Here is a 21,690-nt window from a genome sequence, read left to right as displayed (position 1 = left end):
ATAGACAGGTTTACGCTATAACACTACCGTTTATCTCGACAACGGTAGTGTTAAGGGTTGGGTTTTTATCTTTAATACATTAATAACAAACAGGCTTAGCAAATTAAAAATCAAACCGTTTGGAATGCGGTTTATATCAATATAAAGTTTTAAATTTAGCTGTTAATTTTAACTAATTGATGATCTTGTCCCTTTTTATCTAACATTCCACTAATACGCGTTAGAATAAGTGCAATTAAAACAACCACAGCACCAACCCAAGAAGTATTCATCAAACCATGCTGTTCAACAATAATACCACCGCCCCATGCTCCTAGTGCAATGCCAACATTGAAAGCCGCGATATTAAGACCTGAAGCTACATCGACAGCATCTGGTGTGTATTTCTCCGCTAGCTTGACAATATAAACTTGCAGTCCTGGCACGTTACCAAAAGCAAAAGCTCCCCACACTAAAATAGTGATCACGGCTGTAATGGGGTTATAAGCGGTGAAGTTAAATAACAATAATATGCTAGCAAGGCCTGAAAAAATGATCATTAAAGCTTTAATTGGGCCAAAGTTATCAGCCATTTTTCCACCCCATATATTTCCGATAGCAACAGAAATACCATACACTAATAGTATAATTCCTACCGAACTAGGTTCAAAACCGCTGATCTCATTAAGAATTGAGGCTAGGTAAGTAAATGTAATAAAAGTGCCACCGTAACCTATAGCCGTTATTGCATAAACAAGTAATAACCTTGGCTGTGTTAACACTTTCACCTGTGACATCAAGCTGGCAGCTTTAGCTTGTTTTAAATTGCTCGGCACAAGTATTGCGCTACCTATCATGGCGAATAAACCTAAAATTGATACCGTTAAAAAGGTCGACTCCCAGCCAAACATTTGACCTATATAGGTGCCTAAAGGAACCCCAGTTACTAAAGCAACGGTTAATCCGGTAAACATAATGGCAATCGCGCTGGCGCCTTTTTCTTTTGGCACTAAACCTGTCGCAATTGTCGAACCTATCGAGAAAAACACTCCATGTGCTAGGCCAGTTAGTATTCGAGCGATGATTAATATTTCAAAACTCGGGGCTTGCCAAGCGACAAGGTTGCCAATAACAAATAAGCCCATCACCGACAATAAAACGTGTTTTCTATTCCACTTGCTGGTTAATGCAGTTAAAACCGGCGCTCCTATCGCAACACCTAGCGCGTACAGGCTAACCAATAAGCCAGCAGAAGGAATTGCAATATTTAAGTCTTGTGCCATTGTAGGTAGTAATCCCACAATCACAAATTCAGTTGTTCCGATAGCAAAAGCGCTAAGCGCTAATGAAAGCAATGCTAGTGGCATCATAATCTCCTAATAGAATAAATTGGCGTAGTATTTCTTTAAGAAGTTAAAGCGACACTACTGATGTTTGATAGGGCAATTATTACCTGATAAACTGTTGCTAAAAATAGTGTTTATAACAAAATACTATTGTGAAAAACGTGGTTAATATGAATTTAAAAACAAGATCTGATGATTTAGAGCTGCTATTGGCTGTCATTGAATTTGGTGGTTTTTCTGCCGCTGCAGATGCATTAAACATTCAAGTAGCGCGAGTATCACGTGCTATCACAAAAATTGAAAAAGAACTTGACACAACCATTTTAGTTCGTACAACACGACGAATAATGTTGACGGATGAAGGGAAAAAATTTGTTGATGCTGTCAGCTTAGGTCTTCAATATATTAAAAATGCCGAAGCCAATATAACGGCACAAGGTAAAATGCCTCAAGGCAAGTTACGCATAGATGCTGCCAGTCCATTTCTATTTCATCAAATCGTGCCTCATATAAATCTTTTTAAAAAGGCTTTTCCTAATATTGATGTCGAGCTTAACTCCAATGAAGAAATAGTCGATTTAATAGAAAAACGTACCGACATCGCCATCAGAATAGGTAAATTAGATGATTCAACGTTACATGCCAAGGCTTTAGGTAGAAGTTCACTATTTATCGTTGCATCCCCTAAATATATCGCACAAAACGGTTTGCCTAAAAAGCCAGCTGAATTAAAAAACCATAACCTAATAGGTTTTTCAAATATAAAAGCACTTAATAAGTGGCCTATTAGAGGTTTAGATGCCATAACACCGACAATAACAGCAAGTAATGGCGAAACTATCCGTCAATTAGCTTTATCAGGAAGTGGTATTGCTTGCTTATCTGGCTTCATGGTTAATCAAGATATCAAGGCTGGTCAGCTCATTTCATTAGTACCTTCATATAACATTCAAGGGACTGATCGGGAGCTGGTAAACGCTGTGTTTTATAAATCATCAGCAGTATCGGAAAGGGTTAAAGCATTTATTGATTTCATCAAACCTAGATTAACATTATGACTCAGAGCCTTTTGGCTACCCAGATAAGCTAACTTTTCTCATTACATCGGCGTATTTACTATTTAATTTTTATCATTATATCCATCAAAATTCGGCTTCCAATGATAATAAGTTACCACTGTTCTAGTTGTGTGCCCGAGTTAAGTTGCGTGGCAAATTAACGTGCTTTAGTTGGTTAAAGTATATTTTGCAGTTAGACTGAAGCTGATATGGCAGGATAGATAATTAAGCTAAATAACACATTAAGCTAATTTTTTGTTAAGCTGACTTTCTACAAGTTAAAACTAAATAAAAACGTGAATACATCGACAAGCACTTATCAATTACTTCATAAAATATGGCTAGTGCTTCTTGTCGTATTTTCCAACCTTGCTGTTGCTAAATCAGTGCCTGAAAATGCACAGATTGAACTCGTCAATTCAGATCTTTTTATCTTTAACGACCATGATCATAGCTTAGAACTTGACGAGGTGTTAACTCAATTTCACTTGGGTAAGTTTATTAAAAATGTTGATCGTCAGGTCAGCTTTGGTTTCACCAAAAGTATAATCTGGGCAGTATTGCCGGTGAGCAATACGACAGAAAACCAAAAAAAATCAATACTTAAAATTGATAACGCATGGCTAGATGAATTAGACGTTTTCTTTTATGAGCAGAATGTTTTGAGTAAAAACGTAAAACTTGGTGATACCTCTTCTTTTCTTAGCCGAGAACGTCAAAAACGTATGCCATCAGTTGCTTTTACATTTAAGCCTGGCCTCACCTATGTCGTATTACGTATGAAATCAGATGATCCTATGACCTTCCCGGTTTATCTTGGTAATGAACAAAGCGTTGACAAATTTGAACAAGAAAACTCCTATTTTTATGGTGCCTTATATGGTGCATTAATCATTCTACTCATCTATAACTTAGCACTGTATTTATATTCTAAAGAACTAAGGTACGCGCTTTATTCGTTCTATTTATTTTCATTTACTGTCTTCAACTTCACTTACACGGGGCATGGTTTCTGGTTACTTTGGCCTGATAAGGTATTATTGCAACAATACCTTATGCCTTCACTGATGTTTGTTTATCTATTTTCAGGGGTATTATTTACCATTGAATATTTGCAGGCTAAAAAATATTTACCACGGCTATATTCATACCGACGATTCATTTATGGCGGATTAGCTACTTTAGGGTGCATTATTATAGTCGTTGGCAGCCGCTCATTTGCTGTCATGGCACAACTTATGATCCTAACAACCATGTCAGTTTGGATGTTAACAATTGGTTATTATTCACTTAAAAATGGCAATCGTTTAGCCAAATTTTTTGTACCCGCTGTTCTAATAGGAACATGTGGCGCAACCATTTCCAGCCTAACAACGTGGGGCGTTTTTCCATACACACAATGGGCATTTAGAGGTATTGAAGTAGGCATGCTTTTAGAAATGTCATTATTGTCAATATCGTTTGGATTCAACTTTAAAGCGGCGTATGACGCACGATTAACGGCGGAGCATTATGCCAGAATTGATCCACTCACAAATTTGTATAATCGCCGTGCTTTAACTGAACTTGTCTACCCTATCTGGAACTTGGGTGAACGACAACAAACCTCGATGTCAATTATGTTAGTCGATTTGGACTGGTTTAAACGTATTAATGATAAATTTGGCCACATCATTGGTGATGATGTATTAAAGGATGTCGCTCAAACACTTAAACGTCGCTTACGAATGTCAGACATTATTCTGCGTTGGGGAGGCGAGGAATTTCTTGTCTTTTTACCGGATACGGACATTGTGCAAGCAAAACTTTTAGCAGAAAAGTTACAGCGCTATTTTGATAACAATAAAGTCAATGATGTTACCAAAGTCACAATTAGCGTTGGTGTGGCGAGTAGTTTACCCAGTGAAATTAGTTTTGACGAATTAATAAAATTGGCAGATAAATCCTTATATCAGGCTAAGAAAAACGGACGGAATCAAGTGGTTGCTATGGATGAACTTATAACTGACGTCATATGAAATAGTGCGTTTAATACCAATCCGTATAAGAAAGTGAACGCTTAGCGGTGTTGATGGAGCTGAGTGATGACAGCTGTCATTACTTAAGCAAATATTACTAGCGACTTGTCAAAGTTCAAACACTGAATAAAAAAGGAGCATAATTATTTGCTCCTTTTAATTTAACTCTCTGAAACTTAATAATTTGGACGTTGTAAGTTTTTCACATCTTTAGAAGGCAATAAATCAACCGGGATAGATATTTTTTTATCATCCGATCCTGCGCCAAAGTTGCTAATATTATAGCTATTTACCGTCGACCAATCCATTTCAACACGGCCATCACCTAAAACAATATTACCTAATTTTTGTCTAAACCAATTGGCTAATGGTAAATACTGTATTGTATAGGCCACGTTATTTCGCTCTAGCGGGTCATTGCGCAAATCATACAACGCCAAATCCACTTTTAGCGGCTCAGCAGTTAATGCCCAAGTGATATTGTCATTTAATAGAGGCGTTTTAGCGACTGTACGTCGATCACGAGTTCGCATCGAAAAGGCAAAATCTTTGGTGCGTAAATAAGCACGATGGCCAGAAACCAAATTCATTTCACCAAGAATATAGTCGCGTTCAACATGGTTGTTACTGGCAACGGTTTGTAAATCAACCCCGTCTAAATAATCAAATTGTTTATCAGTAACATCAATATTGGCTGCCTTCATCAAGGTTGGTGTAAAATCAACATATTCGACAAAGCTATCAACCACTTTTCCAGCAGGAAATGTCTTTTTATCTGAAGAAACCACAATTACGGCACCATTAAGCGATTGCTTCCACGAGCCAAATTTAGCCATAATGCCTTGTTCACCTAAATGCCAACCATGATCACCCACGGTAAAAACAATTAAATATTCACGCCCTTGCTTTTTCGAAAAAGCCTTAAACTCTTCTACAGCTTTACCTATTAAGGCATCGCCATAAGCGGTGAAAGCATAATAATCACGAATAGCTTGCTGCTTATCTTCAGCCTTCATGGTATCACTTTTAGACTCGTTATAAATCTGCATTTGTTGAGGCGTAAACGTGGCCAGTTCATCACTGTCAAAAGCAGGTAACGTATAAGTTTTATTTTCAAATTTTTCACGAAATTCTTCTGGCGGCATCACTGGCGAATGCGGTAAATGGAAACCTAAATTCACAAATACAGGTTTATCTTTATCGCCACCTTGTACTTTTCTACCCGCTAAAGTTTGATAGCCCTTACCAAAATTTTGTAAATATTGGCTGTATTCATCTACTATACGGGCATCAACAGCTTTATCGGCAGGTTGTGGGTTTACCCCCCCTAAAATCAACCCTTTATTTATCCTCGTATACGCTCTTAAGATATCAAATTCGCTTTCCACTTCATCAACAACGGATTGTTCTTGTGCAGTTAATTCGCGGTGCTGCTTTGATAAAACATAAGTTTTTTTACGGCCATCAGGGTAATATACGGTTTCAGTACTGTCGCGGCGTAATAACAAGCCATCGATTAAACCATACGCACCAGTTTGGAAAAAGCCACCAAAACCTTGGCGATATAGGTCACGATTAAATTCAATTTCTAAATCAAAAATCGTACTTTTACCTTTAAATTTTTCGCTGATCCCATGGTGAGTTTTACCGATAATGGCCGTACTATAACCCGCCTGAGCTAAACTTTGTGAAACGGCTGGGGTTGCAAAATCAGCTTCTTGATGAACATTTTCCCACGCATATTTTCCACTTCTAAATGGGTAACGCCCCAAGTGCATTGATGTACGTGACGGGCCACACGCTGGTGATTGATTATACGCCTGGGTAAATAACACACCTTCACTGGCTAACTTATCAATATTTGGCGATGATACAAAACCTAAACTACTTTCACTTTTACCTGTCGTCGCTCGATTAAATGCTTGTATTGAATCTGGCCGATGATCATCGGTAATAATCCACAGTATGTTCGGTTGTTCTGCCTGCACGCTATATGCCTGACTTAATGAAGCCGCAGCTAAAAAACTTAGCCATTTTAATTTTGTTGTTTTCAAGTCTATCTCCACCTCTTAGGTTAGTTGCTATTATTTGATGAAAATTAGCCAACAAACCCAATATCACCGGCTAATAACTGACTGTTTTTACTGTTAATTATCTTTTAAAATGCGTTCTTTTTGTTTCTTCGATAAACCAAACTTATAATGGTGCTCAGGGCTGTAATGGTTATTATGCCGTTTCATTTCTGGATCATGCACTTTCAAACTAAGATCTGTATCAAAGCGTGTTAATACCGAATGATTTTTATCCCAACCATTTACTACCGTAAAATGTGATAAACCCCAAGTGACCCCTTCGCCATATTTAGTATCGGTAAAAGCATCAGGTACGTATAAACCTGCTGCATTTGGCATTAACTCTGCAACCGATGCGATATCAAAATTTACCCAATCTTGAGCGTACTGAATGGTGCTTCGTTCGTTACCATCACGAATAATTAAAGCGGCAACCCCTTCTTTAAATGGAAATAATGCTGTTTCATGACCAGAATTTAGAACAGGATTAAGCGGATGTTTAGTAAACGGACCTAACGGATTATCGGCAATTGCTAGACCTTGCATTCTTACGGCTTGCGGTCGATCTTTACTACCACGAATGCGATCAAAATCGGCTTTATAATATAAATATATTTTTCCATCGTGAACTAGAGGATAAGGGTCGTGTATTGAATTTTGATCCCACTCCCCTTTTTTCCCATTAGGAATAATCACTTCATTGATGGCTTGCCAAGGTCCATTTGGGGAATTAGCAACAGATACCGCTACAGGACAATCATTATCATTTAACCCACTAGGGGCCATAAATCCTTGATAATATAGGTAGAATTTTCCTTGCCACTTTAAAATATCAGGTGTAGCAACAGAGCGCCAACCAACTTTAGGTTTTTCTGGGCGTTCAATTGCCACCCCCTGCTCTTGCCAAGTAAAACCATCTTTCGAAGTGGCATACCAAATTTCAGCTAAATCCCAATCTGTTGATGGAATTTCATCCGTTGCTAAATGTGCATTACTAATACCTACGGGCTTTTCTTTAGTCTCCCGTTTTGTATACCAAATATAATAAAGATCATTTTCTTTGATAATTTTTGAAGGATCACGACGTGAAACAGTACCGTCGCCGCCATTGTAATCAAAGCCTTTTAAAGGGGTATATTTAAACAATGAATATAGTTCATTTTCCTCTTGCCGAGGAGCAAGGTAGTTATCGTAATTTCTGGCAACTGCCGTGCTTAATGGGCGATCGGGTTTTGTTTTTGGTAAATCATAAGGAAATGCCGTATCGGTAGCATTAATTGGTTCTGCACAGCCCGTGATATAACAAACACAGCTAAGCGCCACGCACATATATTTCAATATCATAATAGACACCTTCAACGTAATAATATGCATTTAATCTAATTTACTGCATATTTGAGTAAAATATCCAATAAAACTACATCACATTTTGTAAACAATCAACAAAAATTATGCATTTAATATACAATCATCGCGAATATGAATGGCTAAAAATTCAAAATATATGAAAATTAAAGAAATGAAATTAGTCACAAATGCTCATGACTAGGAATTATTTATAACAAACTAAACAACTATTTGTTTGTTTTAATTTGGTAGTTTTTACGATAACTCAGCGGTGGCTGGCCGTATGCTGTTTTGAAAATTCGACACAAATGCGGACCATGGCAAAAACCGGAAGATACAGCTATATCTTCTACTTTTTTATCCGTTTCCCGTAATAAGTTTTCAGCATTTTTTAACCTAAACTCTAACAACTTCTTATGCACCGAAGTGTTTAGGTGCTTTTTAAATCTATGCTCTAAATTTCGCCGCGAGATCCCTAAAAAATCAGCAGCATCTTGAGTGCCGATGTCTTTGGTTAAATTAGCTTGTAAGTATTGCAAAGCGTTTTTAATCACAATATCGCGCGCAGCTAAATTATCACTACTCGCGCGAGTAGTTATGCCTCGTGGCCGAATATACCTAACGTCAGAGTTAATATCTTCACCATTTATTATCCGATTTAATAGCAACGCGCCTTCGTAACCAATGCGTTCATGATCATGGTTAATGCTCGACAAAGGTACAGGCATGTGGTCACAAATTAATTGATTATTATCAACCCCAATAATAGAAAAATCTTCTGGAACGTTATAACCGGCAGATAAACAAGTATTAAGTAACCAAGCGGCATCATTGTCATTAAATGCAAAAATTGCACATGGCTTATCTAATTTATGTAACCACGCCTCTATTTCTTGATAATTTTGTGTTGCTTGCCCCACTAATTTTTCCGGTACGCGAAGTCCTCGGGCGATAAGCTCGGTTTCAAAACTAAGTAATCTAGCATCAGCTACTGGATTTTGTTGATGACAAAACCAACCAAACGATTGATGACCATTTTCACAGAAATGAACAGCCGCCAAGCGGCCAATATATTGATTATCTCCAGATATTCTAGGCATTGCGATATCTGATCGCCATATCGACAAATCAACACAAGGAAGCTGGGCATTAACAACAAAGTTTTCTAAGGCTTCGTTACTATTTAAAGAGCAAATAATACCATCGCCTTGCCACCGATTAGGTATTTGAAATGGGCTCAACATACTCACATTTAAGTGCCAACCTAAATCTCTCGATGCACGAGCGATACCTCGATGAGTCGAAGTATGGTAATTCCCTAACAGCATTAAGATTTTTTTTGGTTCTTTCATTTACGCATTTATGCAAGTTGGTTGATTAAAATTCAGTATTTTAGTGGTTTTGGCTCAAGACCACTGCGCAATAATACAGTATGTATAATAAAAGTCTCGAAAACTTTACCTTCAATAAGAATCTAATTTTACTACATTTATCCTGATTCAATGTCAGATAAAACGAATGAAAAATGTCGTATTTATGACTTTTTTAACAAATTTTCTATAAAAACACAAATAAAACTGCGCATATATGCAATAAAAATAAAAATAAGCATTTATTTACAAATCTATTTTATTAACTTAAGATAAATACAACATAGTTAACAATAAACAAATAAAAGATGACTAAGTTTATACACGAAAATTTTTTACTTGAATCAACACAAGCGAGCAAGCTTTACCATGATTATGCGGTAGATATGCCGATCATTGATTATCATAGCCACTTGCCGCCACAAGAAGTTGCAGAAAATAAGCAATGGCAAAACTTATCGCAAGTTTGGCTAAATGGCGATCATTATAAATGGCGGCAAATGCGCACTAACGGTATAGATGAAGTCTATTGCACTGGTGATGCAAGTGATAAAGCAAAGTTTGACCAATTTGCTAGCATTATGCCTTATATACTTAAAAATCCCCTGTATCACTGGAGTCATTTAGAACTCGCGAGATATTTTGGTATTGATGACTGTTTATTAAATAGCCAAACTGCTGATGCTATATGGCAACGCTCACTCGATGTTTTTGCAAATGGTGTAAACGCCCGACAATTACTGATTGCCAGTAACGTAAAACTCATTTGTACAACAGATGATCCAACCGACTCTTTATCAGCACACCAGGCCGTTGCCAATGAAAATTTTCAAGTAAAAATGCTGCCTACTTGGCGACCTGATAAAGCCATGGCGGTAGAAAGTGTTGCTAACTATAACGGCTATCTTGATAGGTTATCCCAAGTTGCTGATATTGATATTAACAGTTATTCAAGCTTAGTAACTGCATTACGAAAACGACATGACTATTTTCATTCACACGGTTGTAGGATTTCTGATCACGGCTTAACCGCATGTAGGTTTTTACCGGCAACTGAGCAAACCATCGATCAAATATTTAATAAAATTAGATCAGGTTGTGCTTTAAGCCCAACTGAAATTGAACAATTGCAAACAGCATTGTTATTAGAATTTGGTCGTATGGATGCTGAAAAAGGTTGGACAAAACAGCTTCATTTAGGCGCCATGAGAAATAACAACTCTAGAATGCTAAAAACACTCGGTCCGGATACAGGGTTTGATTCCATCGGTGATTATAGTCAGGCGGAAAAACTCGCTAAATATCTGGATACCTTAGATAGTCACAACGAACTACCTAAAACGATTATTTATAATTTAAATCCGCGAGATAACGAAGTCATTGCGACTATGATAGGTAACTTTCAAGACGGGAGTTGCGCAAGTAAATTGCAATTTGGCTCAGGCTGGTGGTTTTTAGATCAAAAAGACGGCATTGAAAAACATATCGAAGCCTTATCTCAGTTAGGCAGCCTTGGCCGTTTTGTTGGCATGTTAACCGATAGCCGATCATTTTTAAGTTTTACCCGTCACGAATACTTTCGCCGAGTACTGTGTAATATTTTAGGAAATGATATGAAAAAAGGGCTAATTCCAACTGATTACCGATTAGTGGGTGAGATGATCGAAAACATCTGTTACCACAATGCCAAACAGTATTTTGGTTTTAACTTATAGCGGCCTTGATATATGGCTAAATAATCCTGTTTAGTTTTATGACTTGTCACATAGAAATTAATAATTACTAAACTTAACTAGCAAAAAGAAGAAGCACTATGAAATATTTAATGATTTTGCTTACACTAATAAGTCTTTGTTTAAGTGTAACTAGCGTAAAGGCAGCTAACACGGGGAAAATGGCTGAACGAGTTTACCTCTCAGGCAAAGGCGTAAGTGATGCTGTAAACTGGCAGTTCATCTGTGATAAAGGCCGAAAATGCGGCAAATGGAGTAATATCCCCGTCCCTTCAAACTGGGAACAGCATGGCTTTGGCAATTATAATTATGGCCATGACTTACCTGAAGAAAAACACGACGAAATAGGGACATACAAAACCACTTTTTTCGCGCCCGAAGCCTGGAAAAACAAACATGTTCGTATTATTTTTGAAGGTTCAATGACCGAAACAACAGTTTACTTAAACGGAGAAAAGTTGGGGGTACCTAATTTAGGCGGATATGTACCTTTTCGACATGATTTAACCAAAACAAAAGCATTAAAATATAACAGCGATAATGAACTAACCGTGGTTGTTGCTAAAAAACCAAGTAACGATAGTTTAGATCAAGCTGAGCGCAAGGCCGACTATTGGGTACTTGGTGGTATTTATCGCCCTGTCTATTTAGAAATTCAAAATAAAAGCTTTATCAACAGAGTCGCTATTGATGCAAAAGCCGATGGTTCATTAGCTTTAGACGTGTTTCCACAGTTAAACTATATAACCAAATTTAAGAAAACCCCACCGATATATGTTGACGAAGTATACGCTCAAATATTTAGCTTAGACGGTAAAAAAATAGGCCAGCCAATGTCTCAACGAATGTTGCATGGCAGCGGCCGTGTCCGCTTTAATACCAAAGTTAGTGGCCATAAAATATGGTCACCTGAATACCCAAACTTATATCAAGTACAAGTAGAATTACGTAAAAAAGGCCAAACAATTTCTCAATATAATCAAAAGTTTGGTTTTCGTACCTTTGAATTAAAACCACAAGATGGCTTTTATTTAAATGGTAAAAAGCTAATGATAAAAGGTGTTAATCGCAATGTCTTTGACCCATATACCGGTCGCGCTATTGATCGTGAAAAAGCATGGAAAGATGCAGAAGCAATAAAATCAGCAAACATGAACTTAGTGCGTTCACATTTACCACCAACCACAGAATTTATGGAAGCGTGTGACGAATTAGGTTTATTGGTAATTACTGAATTAACTAACTGGCATGATCCCTGGATTGATACGCCAATTGCACGCAATATCGCCTATGAATTAGTAACCAAATATCAAAATCATCCATCCGTTATATTATGGGCAAATGGTAATGAATCTGGCTTTAATCTTGAAATTGACGATGTCTATCATTTATATGATTTACAAGATCGCCCAGTTATTCACCCTTGGACTAATTTTGAAGATATAGAAACCTTCCATTACCCTGAATATGCCGAGCTTTTAGAAAAGCTTGCCGCCCAAACAGTCTATTTACCTACAGAATTTTTACACGGTTTATACGATGGTGGTCACGGTGCTGGCTTACAAGACTATTGGGACGCGATGCTAAAATCTCCAACCAGTGCTGGCGGTGTTTTATGGTGTTGGGCTGATGCGGCGATTTCACGCACAGATATGGATGGCATACTCGATACACATGGCAATAAATCGTCAGACGGTATCGTAGGACCAAATGGTGAAAAAGAAGCAAGTTTTTATACGGTACGCCATATATGGTCTCCAATACAAATTAAACAAACACAACTTAACAAAGATTTTACGGGAAAATTAACTGTACAAAATGATTACTACGACACACATCTAAATGACTGCCAATTTAGATGGCGTTTAGTTAAATTCTCTCGTCCGCTTGATACCAACATTCAGATTACCGAAATAGCCAATGGCAAGTTAAAAGGTGCCAATATTACTCCTGGGCAATCTGGTGAACTAGCACTAAACTTGCCAAATAACTGGCTACAAGCTGATGCCCTAGAACTAACAGGATTTGATCCTCACGGCCGCGAGGTTATGACATGGTCGTTTGAGATTAATAAACCACGCCAAGTATTTGTCGATACTCAACAAAAAATTGAATTAGTAAATGGCGACCCGTTCAAAGTTAAAGTGGCAGATCAAATATGGCACTTTTCTGAAAACACAGGCCAATTAATTAGCAGTAGTATTAATGGTGTTAATTCTGGTTTGAACAGCGGTCCCTTATTATATGCTGCCACCGCCAACGAAAAACTTTCGTTGAACAAAAAAACTTGGAAAACAGAAGCTTACACGTTAAAAAATCACTATATTATTCTAGCAGTAAACGATGATAAGGAGTTCGTGCAATGGACAATCAAGCCTAATGGTACGGTAACACTTGACTATCAGTTTGCCGAAATTACACAGCCGTTGATGTATTTGGCCGTTGGCTTTAACTTACCAGAGCACACCGTAAAAGCGAAAACGTGGCTAGGGCATGGTCCTTATCGTGTTTGGGCAAATCGTTTAAAAGGCGCTGAATTTGGTCTTTGGGAAAATGAATTTAACGATAAAATCACGGGTATAAACCAATGGGGAACACCTGAATTTAAAGGGATATTTAGTGGCATAGAATGGTTAAATCTTAAACTAAACAACCAGTCAAGCATACTTATACAGCCACATGATAATAACTTTATCGGTGTATTACGCCCTAGCAATACCATACCAGTAGAACAAGTGCATCCGAAAAAACTTAACCGAGAACATGAATCCCCCATTCATGCTGTTTGGAACTACCCTGAAGCTGGTGGATTACATATTTTCCATAAACTTCCAGGGATCGGTACTAAATTTATGTTTGCTGAAGAATCTGGCCCACAAGGACAACCTAAACAAATTAAAGGAAAAATTTCGGGTCACATCACTTTTCAACTAAACAACTAATGCTCAGAGAGTTAATACTAAATTTGTGTTAACTCTCTACTTTTCCTCGGTGAATAGATAATATGAAAAATAATAATATTTACAATACATTACGGAATTTTTTTATAACATCAAGCTTGCTCTATTTAATGGGGGGCTGTAGTAACACCATTGAACAACCCACCCCTACATTTCAAGATAATTGGCAATCTTTGGCTAAACACGAAGCCGCACCAGAATGGTTTCAAGATGCTAAATTAGGTATTTACTTTCATTGGGGACCTTATAGTGTTCCTGCTTTTGGAAGCGCTTGGTATCCAAGTAATATGTACCGGAAAGGTCATCCTGTTCACAAACATCATGAACAAACTTATGGTGCAGTTGCAGAGTTTGGCTACCAAGATTTTATTCCTATGTTTAAAGCGGAACAATTTGATCCCGTTGAATGGGCGAGTCTATTCAAAAATTCAGGCGCAAAATTTGCGGGCCCTGTCGCTCAACATCATGACGGCTTTGCCATGTGGAACAGTAAGATCAATCCATGGAATGCTCAAGAAATGGGGCCTAAACGTGATATTTTGGGAGAGTTATTCAATGCCTTAAAGCAAGAAAATATTAAAACCATTGCCACTTTTCATCACGCTAGAAATGGGCAACGAAATAAAACACCGCTAGCCAAAGGATTGAAAGACTTTAACAGTCATTACCCATTTTATGAAGGTTCACCAACCACAACAACCGATCCAAAATTACGGAAATTATTTGGCAATTTCGACACGATAGAACAATTCAACCAATATTGGCTGGCGCAAGTAAATGAAGTTGTCGACCAATATTCGCCTGATATTATTTGGTTCGATTCTTGGCTAAATATGCTACCTGAAATTTATCGACAAAAAATGGCCGCCCATTATTTTAATCATGCCGAAAAAACAGGGCAAGAAGTCGTTACAGTACATAAGCATAATGACATGCCTCTGGCGCTAAGTGTGTTAGATTTTGAACAAGGTGGACGACGTGATCTCCATCCTTTACCTTGGATGACCGACATTACTCTTGGGGATAGCCGCTGGTCATACGTTGAAGGCGAAAAATATAAACCCGCAGACTTAGTTATTCGTAATATGATAGATGTTTGGAGCAAAAATGGCATCGTGTTATTAAATGTATCACCCCGCGCCGATGGTGTGATCAATCAAGCACAGCGTTCAACATTAAAAACAATTGGTGATTGGTTAGCTCAACATGGCGAAGCGGTTTACCATACTCGCCCTTTTGACACTTATGGATATGGACCGGCGCATAGTGACGCCAGCAGCCACGACGGACAATCAGCTAAAATAGCCTATACCTCAAAAGATGTACGCTTTACCGTAGCCAAAGACGGCAAATCAATGTACTTATTTCTGCTAGGAAAACCGACTCCAGGGCAAACCATTAAAATTAAAGCATTAGGCCGGCACCGTTACACTCCTCGTAGTGCTGTGAAAAGTGTCAGTTTATTAAGCACAGGTGAACAATTAACTTGGTTAGACGATACCTACAGTTTCAATTTTGTTGTTCCCAACACTGGTTTAAATGACATTGCCAATGTTTTTAAACTGTCGTTAGAATAAAGCTCATTTATCAACAAACATAGTGTTGTAACCACTGGCTGACAGAAGATAGCGATACAAATAGATGCTAAAAGCTTTGTTATTATTCTCCTAAGACAAGGCCTTTAGCGTATTAACTAATTTTTGGCAGAGATTGAGTATTATCAACAGATACCCCTCCCTTATATTCTACTATTTGCACGATTTTTCGAACACTCATCAATGTTTGTGAGAGCTAGTGAAATCACCCTATTTTCCATTATTCGCAGGCACCGTCTTACTATTTATTAATTTACGCTATATTACTGGTCATTTTCGAATATACTGCTCAATACCTTAAATACTGATCAACAAAAAACCATGGCTGAAAAAGTAATTAAATTTGAATTAGAGAAACACAATAAAAATAGTATCCGCTACAAAGAAATACCAGAAAACGGCATGCCCCCTGTATTAGGCTCTATTTATGTCCAAAAGTGGTTTGCCGGCGACAAGAAAGAACTTGAAATAACCATTAAAACAAACGATTAACAAAACATTCAACAGCCTTTGCTTAACTTGTTTGCTAAATTAAGTGAAAATTTTCCCTATATACTTTACTTAATATTTATTATCTTAGGCTCTCAATAATTTTATCCAATGGAAGGCAATATGCGCTTATTAACTAGTTTGCTTAGTATCACAACAGCAACGATGCTATTCGCTTGTAACAACAATGATTCAACGCCAACGAGTGCTCAACAACCAGAAGTTTTACAGCAAGCGCAACAAAACCAAGCATCATCTGATTTCTTAACATTGATGGACAAACATACCCAGTCGCTATTGCAACTTTCGCCAACATTAGCAACCAGTTTAGGGGTATCCGAAGCATATGTTGGCATGACGTTTAATAACCAACTTGGTGATTTTTCTGTCAATAGGATCACTAAAACCAAAGCCTTACGTGCCGCTATGGCCGCCGATTTAGCCAAAATTGATCGTTCAAAACTCCAAGGCACTGCGGCAACAACCTATGATATTGTCGCCAGTTCACTGGCAATGACCGCACAATTTGAACCTTATGTTTTTGGCGCTTTTGATCCCTTAGTTATCTTCAGCCCTTATTCGATCACGCAGTTATCAGGGCTGCATATTGATTTACCAAGGGCATTACAAACCGAGCATCCATTAACAAACAAAAGTGATGTTGAAAACTATTTAACTCGGCTAACATTATTAGGCCAAGCTTTAAGCGACTATGCTGAGCTTATTCAATTTGATGCTAACAAAGGTGTAACACCGCCAAAATTTGCATTACAAGGCGCTCTCAATGCAATTGAGAATATGACCAAGCCCTCACCAACAGAGCATCCGCTAGCGCTAGTATTAAATAGTCGATTAACATCCGTCACTAACATTACGGAAAATGAACGTACTAGCTATGTAGAAAGAGCCGCTAAAATTATCTTAGAAAAAGTTTATCCTGGCTACGCTTCTCTTGCCAACACCCTGAAAGAACTATTACCTCAAGCGCAAACAGAAGCGGGTATTTGGGCACTCAAAAATGGTGATAAACGCTACGAACTGGCATTAAAAAGTTACGGTGCTGGAGATAAAACACCGGAGCAAGTACACCAACTTGGCCTGAGTGAAGTTAAACGTATACAAGCTGAAATAGATGCCTTATTAAAATCAGTTGGCCGTACCGAAGGTGATGTCATGACACGTTTGATTGCCATGACCAAAGAACCGTCTTTTCTTTACCCTAATACTGATGCTGGCCGAGAAAAATTATTAGCTGACTTAAATAGCCAAATGCAGGAAATAGCAGCACTGTTGCCCAACATTTTAATAACGCTACCAAAAGCTGAAGTTGAAGTTAGACGTATTTCTATTTATGAACAAGACAGCTCACCGGGTGGCTATTACACAACAGCAAGCCTTGATGGTACTCGTCCTGGCATATATTGGATTAACTTAAAAGATACCGCTGACTGGCCAAGTTTTTCATTGCCGACGTTAACCTATCATGAAGCTAGTCCTGGCCATCACTTGCAAACCAGTATTGCACAAGAAATTACAGATATGCCAATGATCCGTAATATCTTATGGTTCAGCGCTTATGGTGAAGGCTGGGCTTTATATGCAGAGTTACTCGCAAAAGAATTAGGTATGTACGACGATGATGTTTATGGTGATATTGGCCGGTTACAATCAGAGTTATTTCGTTCGGCTCGCTTAGTAGTCGATACAGGTTTGCATTACAAAAAATGGAACCGAGAACAAGCCATTACTTGGATGCACAAGAATACCGGTGAAAGCTTGGCCTCAACCACACGAGAAATTGAACGTTATGCCGTTTGGCCCGGACAAGCAACCTCTTACAAACTAGGACAAATTCGCATTCTGGAACTGCGTGCTATGGCTAAAAAGCAATTAGGAGAAAAGTTTTCGTTACGTGAGTTTAACGATCAAATTCTTATTCATGGTGCGGTTAATTTAGCAGTATTAAGTGCAAACATTGAGAATTGGGTTAAGTCAAAACTGTAGTGACATATAAATACAACCAATAATAAATGAGCCTACATAGTAAGTAAGCACTCCCAAACTAATATTTTAACAATATTATTAATAATAAGATTAACAAGACACTATGAGCTGAGAGATAAGCTTCTCAGCTCTTATTTTTATAGACTGAGCCTTTGATAAGAATAAATTAACACTGCTCACTCAAAGCACTTCGGTTACGATAAAAACGAAAATCTAAGCAGCCCCTATGTTCCAGACTGACCGTGGAACTGTGTATAGAGCAATATTGCTGAGATGATTAAATCGTTGCAAGCACTTCTATTTGACTGATTAATTTAATTAACAACCATGGCTTTAATTAAATTTTTTCTAAGCCAAAAAGAAACTAAGGTAACTGCGGAAACATGGACACAAACAATAGCAAAGGTAAAATCAACTGCAAATTCATGCCATTGATCAACATCGTTTTCAAAGCCCCAATCAGTATCCATGCCCCAACCGGTTAATGAACAAGAAATTAGTCCTGCCCACATTAAATAGATAGCAATTGCGCCAAAAGGATTATGACCCACGCCTTTTTCTGCTTTACGTGTTTTTAATTCTAAGAAATGTTGCTTTACCGATGTAACATTAGGCACAAAAGCACTTAAGCGATTAGGCCCTGCTGCTAATGTTACCCCCCATAATAAACGGGTAACAATTAGCCCTAATAAAGTCCAGCCGACATATTCATGATTCTCTGAACCTTTTTCAGTAAGGTAATAATTAGTGAGGAATAGTACTGCTACTGACCAATGCGTTAAACGCACTAGCCAGTCCCAGCCAATTAATAAATTTGATGTTTTATCAATTTTAATGGTCATCTTCTAAATCAAATTCTTTGTGAAATTTTTTCTTATCGGCACCTAATTTTTTCTGTGCTTGTTTACCGCTGGTGATCTCACCTTTATCAACCGCTGCAATTGTTTTATCAATAGTTTCAACAAAACTGTCAACACCATCTTGATACTTAGTAAACTCTTTAGTACCGGCTTTCATAAAACTTGGCACTTCTTTACGGTTTTTAATAGCAATTACTTTTATTTTTTCAAGCGCTTCGATAATGTCTTGGCTGCTTTTAGCTTTACCTAAACCTCGCATAGAGCGACCAATATCTTTAAAGTTTTTTGAAACAACACTGTTTTCATCAGGTACTACGGCAGAGGCAGTATTAGTAAACATTAATGTGCTTACTATTAAGGTTAACGGTAAAAATTTTGATAGATATTTCATAACTTTGTCCTTAATTATTGATTGAGTTTATTATATTTATTTCTTGGCTGATTTAATAATTTTTCTATTCTTTTTAACATGTTTTTTTGTATCTATTAGTAACAAAAATATTACCTAAGCACGACCATCAAGCATATAAAATATTCTTAGCCTTTTAGCTAAATTATTGTGGCAGCTAGTTAACTATTCTTTGTCATAACGGCTCATTTACATACCAACTTTACAAAAAGGGTTCTCCTCCTCTTTTTCAAATACTGCTGCATTAACAAAGCTGAAAAAACATTTATTCAAATTAAAGTAGAGCCTTTTAGGTGAACAATTTGTATAATTACGTATAAAGTGCTCATAATAATGAAACTTAACAATAGATTCACCCTGTCAAGGAAACTGATGTGAGTAATAAAACCTATCTATTTAAACAATCAATCAATCGTATGCTTACGCTTATTACTAACCTTCCCGATGGTCAAAACGTAATGGCTAATGACATAGAATTAACCAAATTATTAAATATTAGTAGAACAACGGTACGTTCATGTGTAGATCACCTTATTGAGCAAGGCATAGTCAAAAGAGATGGCCCAAATAAGGTAGTATTACGTCAACCAAAAGAAAACGACTTTTTTGATATTAAAGATAAAAATTCATCTAAAGAACTTCAAGTAGAAAAATACTTTCTCAATTTAATTAATACCGGGCAATTGTTACCGGGAGATAGATTTTCAGAGCTTAGCTTAGCTAAAAATTCAGGTTGTACCACAATTACCGTGCGTGAATTTTTGATCAAGTTTTCAAACAATGGTTTGATTGAAAAAATTCCACGCGGTCGATGGAAAATGGTGAAATTTGATGAAGACTTTGCCCGCGAATTAATCTCATTTCGAGAAATGGTTGAAATGCGAGCGATCACCGAATTATTAAAACTCCCTAAAGAAGACCCTGTTTGGCAAAAACTAAAAGACTTACTCGTCAGACATCAGGAAGTCAGTCAAGATATGGAAAACCGATATATGGAATTTCCAGATCTAGATAGAGATTTACACTTAATTATCTTAGAAAGTGCTAAGAATCGTTTTACCCAGCAATTTTTTGATATTGTTTCTTTTGTTTGCCATTACCACTATCAGTGGGATAAAACAGGTGAGCTAGAACGTTTTACTGTCGCCATTAATGAGCATATAGATTTATTAAATAATTTAATTACTCATAATAATGCTGGTGCTATCATGAGTTTAGAAAGACATTTACAGTCTGCTGAAACAACTTTATTGCGCTGTGTTCATGGCTTAGAAAAATAACAAACTATTATTATTGATACCAAACACTTATTGCTATTGTTGATGGAAACCATGAGCCACCACTTTGAGATTGTGTAATATTTTTAACTTCAATATTTGGCTTAGATGCAAGCCAAAGATTTACTTCGGCTTCAAGGCCACAATCAGATGATTTATCAGAAGTAGGCCAAAAACCACGTTTAGGCCTTAGAATTTTTGTGAATATTTTAACTTCCATATTGGAAATAAACTCCATGTTTAATTAATAATATCACGCCGTTAAAATAAACGACGAAGGAGCAAAAACCAACTGTTTTTAGTCCGTTTGATTGCATTACATTACTCGTACTGGGCAATATTTTCCCTGCGGAGCACTTTAGACGATAACTTATAATAAACAGAAAACCAACCTAATACCGCAACAATTACGCTAAGATTATACTCACGTATCAGAGGGATATAAATTATTGATACAACTACCACTATTAAATATAGGAAAAAACTAATCCAAAATAGCTTGGAGCTTATTAGCTTCAACCTTACGCTGCAATTGGGACACTTAAAGAACAAAGGAAATGCAGAAAGAGAAAAACTAAAAGGGTTTATACTTTGACTACAGGACCCTGTAACACATTTTGTGTAACTGCCAAGTTTAAATAACATCTTTCAAACGGTCTTCGAATTCAATCATAAATCGATTCAAGGCCGTTTTCCAATTTCTTATCGGCATCGTCCATTTTTTCGATGCTTGCTCAATCGCTAAATAGATTACTTTCTTCGCTGAATCATCATGAGGAAATAACTTACGCTTTTTAATCGCTTTACGAATAACACTGTTCAGTGACTCAATGGCGTTAGTGGTATAAATTGCTTTGCGTATATCCTCAGGGTAATTAAATAGCGTACTGACGTTTTGCCAGTTATTACGCCACGAGCGCGATATGTTGGGGTATTTGCTATCCCAGCGCTGTTCAAATTGCTCAAGTGACAACAAAGCGTCATCTTCAGTGACGGATTGGTAAATACGTTTTAAATCGGCTGTGATAGCTTTGTAGTCTTTCCAAGGCACAAACTTCAATGAATTACGCACCATATGGACAATGCAGAGCTGAATTTGCGTATCAGGGTAAACGGTATTAATCGCATCAGGAAATCCTTTTAGCCCATCAACACAAGCGATGAGGATATCTT

Annotated in this window: 16 protein-coding genes; 8 read left to right on the top strand and 8 right to left on the bottom strand. The window is 37.4% G+C overall.

Annotation, left to right across the window (positions count from 1 at the left end; genetic code table 11):
* Nucleotides 1-155: 155 nt before the first annotated feature.
* Nucleotides 156-1,346: an MFS transporter gene (locus ACSLUO_RS12285; RefSeq protein ID WP_448248961.1), complete on the bottom strand. Its 1,191-nt coding sequence runs from the start codon at nt 1,344-1,346 to the stop codon at nt 156-158.
* Between the two features lie 149 nt (nt 1,347-1,495).
* Between ACSLUO_RS12285 and ACSLUO_RS12280 the strand changes: the two genes are divergently transcribed.
* Both ACSLUO_RS12280 and ACSLUO_RS12275 read left to right on the top strand, forming a co-directional pair.
* Nucleotides 1,496-2,383, top strand: coding sequence for a LysR family transcriptional regulator (locus tag ACSLUO_RS12280; protein WP_448248839.1), 888 nt, complete (start codon nt 1,496-1,498; stop codon nt 2,381-2,383).
* Nucleotides 2,384-2,679: 296 nt separating this feature from the next.
* Nucleotides 2,680-4,401, top strand: coding sequence for a sensor domain-containing diguanylate cyclase (locus tag ACSLUO_RS12275; RefSeq protein ID WP_448248838.1), 1,722 nt, complete (start codon nt 2,680-2,682; stop codon nt 4,399-4,401).
* Between the two features lie 176 nt (nt 4,402-4,577).
* Here ACSLUO_RS12275 and ACSLUO_RS12270 read toward each other — a convergent pair whose 3' ends face one another.
* From ACSLUO_RS12270 to ACSLUO_RS12260, 3 genes are all read right to left on the bottom strand, one after another.
* The gene (locus tag ACSLUO_RS12270; protein WP_448248837.1) at nt 4,578-6,455 is read right to left on the bottom strand and encodes a sulfatase-like hydrolase/transferase; all 1,878 of its coding nucleotides are present in this window, start codon (nt 6,453-6,455) and stop codon (nt 4,578-4,580) included.
* A 93-nt stretch (nt 6,456-6,548) separates the two neighbouring features.
* Nucleotides 6,549-7,817 (bottom strand): glycoside hydrolase family 117 protein, encoded by a 1,269-nt coding sequence (locus ACSLUO_RS12265; protein ID WP_448248835.1) that lies wholly within the window; start codon nt 7,815-7,817, stop codon nt 6,549-6,551.
* A gap of 230 nt (nt 7,818-8,047) precedes the next feature.
* On the bottom strand, nt 8,048-9,172 hold the full coding sequence (locus ACSLUO_RS12260) for a XylR family transcriptional regulator (protein WP_448248834.1): 1,125 nt from the start codon (nt 9,170-9,172) through the stop codon (nt 8,048-8,050).
* 326 nt (nt 9,173-9,498) lie between these two features.
* Here ACSLUO_RS12260 and uxaC point away from each other — a divergent pair, with 326 nt between their 5' ends.
* The 5 genes from uxaC (at nt 9,499) to ACSLUO_RS12235 (ending at nt 17,971) form a co-directional block, all read left to right on the top strand.
* Complete coding sequence (gene uxaC / locus ACSLUO_RS12255; RefSeq protein WP_448248833.1) at nt 9,499-10,905, top strand: glucuronate isomerase; 1,407 nt, start codon at nt 9,499-9,501, stop codon at nt 10,903-10,905.
* 179 nt (nt 10,906-11,084) lie between these two features.
* Complete coding sequence (locus ACSLUO_RS12250) at nt 11,085-13,865, top strand: glycoside hydrolase family 2 TIM barrel-domain containing protein (RefSeq protein WP_448248832.1); 2,781 nt, start codon at nt 11,085-11,087, stop codon at nt 13,863-13,865.
* Between the two features lie 62 nt (nt 13,866-13,927).
* The gene (locus tag ACSLUO_RS12245) at nt 13,928-15,460 is read left to right on the top strand and encodes an alpha-L-fucosidase (protein ID WP_448248831.1); all 1,533 of its coding nucleotides are present in this window, start codon (nt 13,928-13,930) and stop codon (nt 15,458-15,460) included.
* 339 nt (nt 15,461-15,799) lie between these two features.
* Nucleotides 15,800-15,970 (top strand): hypothetical protein, encoded by a 171-nt coding sequence (locus tag ACSLUO_RS12240; protein ID WP_448248830.1) that lies wholly within the window; start codon nt 15,800-15,802, stop codon nt 15,968-15,970.
* 120 nt (nt 15,971-16,090) lie between these two features.
* The gene (locus ACSLUO_RS12235; RefSeq protein ID WP_448248828.1) at nt 16,091-17,971 is read left to right on the top strand and encodes a DUF885 domain-containing protein; all 1,881 of its coding nucleotides are present in this window, start codon (nt 16,091-16,093) and stop codon (nt 17,969-17,971) included.
* Between the two features lie 314 nt (nt 17,972-18,285).
* Here ACSLUO_RS12235 and ACSLUO_RS12230 read toward each other — a convergent pair whose 3' ends face one another.
* The gene (locus tag ACSLUO_RS12230; RefSeq protein WP_448248826.1) at nt 18,286-18,813 is read right to left on the bottom strand and encodes a cytochrome b/b6 domain-containing protein; all 528 of its coding nucleotides are present in this window, start codon (nt 18,811-18,813) and stop codon (nt 18,286-18,288) included.
* The gene (locus ACSLUO_RS12225) at nt 18,803-19,222 is read right to left on the bottom strand and encodes a cytochrome b562 (protein ID WP_448248825.1); all 420 of its coding nucleotides are present in this window, start codon (nt 19,220-19,222) and stop codon (nt 18,803-18,805) included. The genes ACSLUO_RS12230 and ACSLUO_RS12225 overlap by 11 nt, the downstream gene beginning before the upstream one ends.
* A 392-nt stretch (nt 19,223-19,614) precedes the next feature.
* Here ACSLUO_RS12225 and ACSLUO_RS12220 point away from each other — a divergent pair, with 392 nt between their 5' ends.
* Entirely contained in the window at nt 19,615-20,520 is a 906-nt protein-coding gene (locus tag ACSLUO_RS12220) for a GntR family transcriptional regulator (RefSeq protein WP_448248823.1), read from the top strand.
* 10 nt (nt 20,521-20,530) lie between these two features.
* Here ACSLUO_RS12220 and ACSLUO_RS12215 read toward each other — a convergent pair whose 3' ends face one another.
* The gene (locus ACSLUO_RS12215) at nt 20,531-20,737 is read right to left on the bottom strand and encodes a hypothetical protein (RefSeq protein ID WP_448248822.1); all 207 of its coding nucleotides are present in this window, start codon (nt 20,735-20,737) and stop codon (nt 20,531-20,533) included.
* 414 nt (nt 20,738-21,151) lie between these two features.
* The coding region (locus ACSLUO_RS12210; RefSeq protein WP_448248820.1) for an IS256 family transposase at nt 21,152-21,690 on the bottom strand (539 nt) is incomplete at its 5' end.

Source organism: Thalassotalea agariperforans (assembly GCF_053470345.1).
The sequence above is the reverse complement of the archived record's forward strand: the minus strand, read 5'-3'. Positions and strand labels throughout refer to the sequence as shown.

What these genes read in the sequence shown, in the direction of transcription:
- ACSLUO_RS12265 (WP_448248835.1), bottom strand. Translation starts at nt 7,817, where the DNA reads ATGATATTGAAATATATGTGCGTGGCGCTTAGCTGTGTTTGTTATATC.
- ACSLUO_RS12225 (WP_448248825.1), bottom strand. Translation starts at nt 19,222, where the DNA reads ATGAAATATCTATCAAAATTTTTACCGTTAACCTTAATAGTAAGCACA.
- uxaC (WP_448248833.1), top strand. Translation starts at nt 9,499, where the DNA reads ATGACTAAGTTTATACACGAAAATTTTTTACTTGAATCAACACAAGCG.
- ACSLUO_RS12230 (WP_448248826.1), bottom strand. Translation starts at nt 18,813, where the DNA reads ATGACCATTAAAATTGATAAAACATCAAATTTATTAATTGGCTGGGAC.
- ACSLUO_RS12250 (WP_448248832.1), top strand. Translation starts at nt 11,085, where the DNA reads ATGGCTGAACGAGTTTACCTCTCAGGCAAAGGCGTAAGTGATGCTGTA.
- ACSLUO_RS12215 (WP_448248822.1), bottom strand. Translation starts at nt 20,737, where the DNA reads ATGGAAGTTAAAATATTCACAAAAATTCTAAGGCCTAAACGTGGTTTT.
- ACSLUO_RS12260 (WP_448248834.1), bottom strand. Translation starts at nt 9,172, where the DNA reads ATGAAAGAACCAAAAAAAATCTTAATGCTGTTAGGGAATTACCATACT.
- ACSLUO_RS12280 (WP_448248839.1), top strand. Translation starts at nt 1,496, where the DNA reads ATGAATTTAAAAACAAGATCTGATGATTTAGAGCTGCTATTGGCTGTC.
- ACSLUO_RS12285 (WP_448248961.1), bottom strand. Translation starts at nt 1,346, where the DNA reads ATGCCACTAGCATTGCTTTCATTAGCGCTTAGCGCTTTTGCTATCGGA.
- ACSLUO_RS12240 (WP_448248830.1), top strand. Translation starts at nt 15,800, where the DNA reads ATGGCTGAAAAAGTAATTAAATTTGAATTAGAGAAACACAATAAAAAT.
- ACSLUO_RS12245 (WP_448248831.1), top strand. Translation starts at nt 13,928, where the DNA reads ATGAAAAATAATAATATTTACAATACATTACGGAATTTTTTTATAACA.
- ACSLUO_RS12235 (WP_448248828.1), top strand. Translation starts at nt 16,091, where the DNA reads ATGCGCTTATTAACTAGTTTGCTTAGTATCACAACAGCAACGATGCTA.